General features: G+C 68.6%; 2 protein-coding genes. One reads left to right on the top strand and one right to left on the bottom strand.

What is annotated here, in order from left to right:
* Nucleotides 1-168: 168 nt before the first annotated feature.
* On the bottom strand, nt 169-1,362 hold the full coding sequence (locus AB8Z36_RS38955) for an RtcB family protein (RefSeq protein WP_369218092.1): 1,194 nt from the start codon (nt 1,360-1,362) through the stop codon (nt 169-171).
* Nucleotides 1,363-1,538: 176 nt separating this feature from the next.
* On the opposite strand from AB8Z36_RS38955, the gene AB8Z36_RS38950 reads away from it, so the two are divergent.
* A partial coding sequence (locus tag AB8Z36_RS38950) for a DUF3558 domain-containing protein (RefSeq protein WP_369218091.1) occupies nt 1,539-2,440 on the top strand: 902 nt, incomplete at its 3' end.

Genomic DNA, 2,440 nt, shown 5'->3' with positions numbered 1-2,440 from the left:
CCTGACGCACGAGTACGAGAGCCGCCGCCTCGCCGAGGAGAAGAAGAACGAACGCATGGTGTGGTGGTACCTGGCGTACTTCCTCTTCGGCATCCACCTCGTCGCGTTCGTCATGATCTACGCCGTGACCCACGCCAAGTAGCCCGCGCGGGGCGCCGCGCGTGGTGGTCAGCCCTTCACGCAGATGACCTGCTTCAGCTTGGCCACCACCTCGACCAGGTCGCGCTGCTGGTCGATGACCTGCTCGATCGGCTTGTAGGCGCCCGGGATCTCGTCCACGACGCCCGAGTCCTTGCGGCACTCGACGCCCCGTGTCTGCTCCTCCAGGTCCTTCGTCGAGAAGCGGCGCTTCGCGGCGCCCCGGCTCATGCGGCGGCCCGCGCCGTGTGAGGCCGAGTTGAAGGACGCCTCGTTGCCGAGGCCCTTCACGATGTACGAGCCGGTGCCCATGGAGCCCGGGATGATGCCGTAGTCACCGCTGCCCGCGCGGATCGCGCCCTTCCTGGTGACCAGCAGGTCCATGCCGTCGTAGCGCTCCTCGCTCACGTAGTTGTGGTGGCAGGAGATCTCGGGCTCGAATGTCGGCTTCGCCTTCTTGAACTCCTTGCGGACGACGTCCTTGAAGAGCGCCATCATGAGCGCGCGGTTGTGCCGGGCGTACTCCTGGGCCCAGAACAGGTTGTTGCGGTACGCCGCCATCTGCGGGGTGTCCGCGACGAAGACCGCCAGGTCACGGTCGATCAGGCCCTGGTTGTGCGGGAGCTGCTGGGCCACCCCGATGTGGTGGTCGGCCAGCTCCTTGCCGATGTTCCGCGATCCGGAGTGGAGCATCAGCCAGACCGAACCCGACTCATCCAGACAGAACTCAATAAAATGATTTCCGCCGCCGAGCGTCGCCATCTGCTTCACGGCACGGTCCTGACGGAACTTGACCGCTTCGGCGACCCCTTCGAACCGCTCCCAGAAGCCGTCCCACCCCGACGTGGCCATCCCGTGGATCTGCCCCGGGGCCACGGGATCGTCATGCATCCCCCGCCCCACCGGAATCGCCTGCTCGATCTTCGACCTGAGCCGCGACAGATCGCCCGGCAGGTCGTTGGCCGTCAGTGAGGTCCTCACCGCCGACATGCCGCAGCCGATGTCCACACCGACCGCCGCCGGGCAGACCGCGCCCCGCATGGCGATCACCGAACCGACCGTCGCGCCCTTGCCGAAGTGGACGTCCGGCATGACCGCGAGGCCCTTGATCCAGGGCAGCGTCGCGACGTTCTGGAGCTGCCGCATCGCCGCTTCCTCGACCGACGCCGGGTCGGCCCACATCCGGATCGGCACCTTCGCGCCGGGCACTTCCGTGTACGACATATCGTCCTCATTCCCCCGTAATTAACTACAAGCCTAGAAGCGCAAATACCGGAGCCAAGGTCGACGAAAGGGGTGACGGACCGGCATCCACGGCAGCGCGTGCGATAGACATTGTGTCCACCGGTCGCCCACCAGCGGCAACCGAATAACCAGCAGCGACGAGAGGGGCCATCACGGTGCAGCGGAAGGTCTACGTACCCGGTGTCGCCGCGCTCCTCGCGGCCGTGCTCGCCGGCTGCACCGGCGGCTCGGGCCTCGGCGACGACTCGGGCGACTCCAAGCCCGGCGACACCGGCAGCTCCAACGCCCCCGCCGAACCCGGCAAGTACCAGACGCTCCCCGAGCCCTGCGGCGAGGTCGAGCCGGGCACGCTCGACGCCATGCTGCCCGGCATCGAGGAGATCGGGGACGAGGAGCAGCGCGAGAAGGCGTACGAGGGCACGCCCGCCGTCACCTACGACACCGACCGCCGCGTGGGCTGCCGCTGGAAGGTCGAGTCCTCCGGCGCCTCCCACCACCTCCTCGTCGATTTCGAGCGCGTCGTCTCCTACGACGGCAATGTCAGCGACGACGACCGCGCCTCGGAGCTGTACGCGAAGAAGCTGGAAGCCGCCGACCTGCCCGACGCCCCCACCTCCTCCCCCGGGGCCAGTGACGACGGGGAGAAGGGCGACGGCGGGGAGAAGGACGGTGACGGGGACCGTCCGTCCGCCGGGGAGTCCGGCGGAACCCACGACTCCGCCGACGAGGGCGACGACGGCGACAAGGCCCAAGGCGGCAAGGACCAGGGCAACGGCAGCACGTCCGACGGTGACGATGCCGCGAAGAGCGGCAAGAAGGGCGACGCCGAGGACGGCAAGAACGGGGAGGACGACGGCGACGCCTCCACCCGGCCCGCCACCCCGCCCGCCGGTCTCGAACCCCGCGTCCTCGACGACCTCGGCGACGAGGCCTACCTCGACGACGCCCTCACCACCGCCGCCTCGGCCACCCGTCACCGCACCGTGACTGTGGTGTTCCGCACGTCGAACGTCATCGTCACCATCGAGTACGACGAGCAGCCCGGCCGGCGCACGGA

This window comes from Streptomyces flavofungini, assembly GCF_041028215.1.
In the GTDB taxonomy this organism is placed as follows: Bacteria; Actinomycetota; Actinomycetes; order Streptomycetales; family Streptomycetaceae; genus Streptomyces; species Streptomyces flavofungini_B.
The sequence above is the reverse complement of the archived record's forward strand: the minus strand, read 5'-3'. Positions and strand labels throughout refer to the sequence as shown.

Bases quoted from the DNA above. Each gene is read 5' to 3' on its own strand.
- AB8Z36_RS38955 (WP_369218092.1), bottom strand. From the start codon at position 1,362: ATGTCGTACACGGAAGTGCCCGGCGCGAAGGTGCCGATCCGGATGTGG.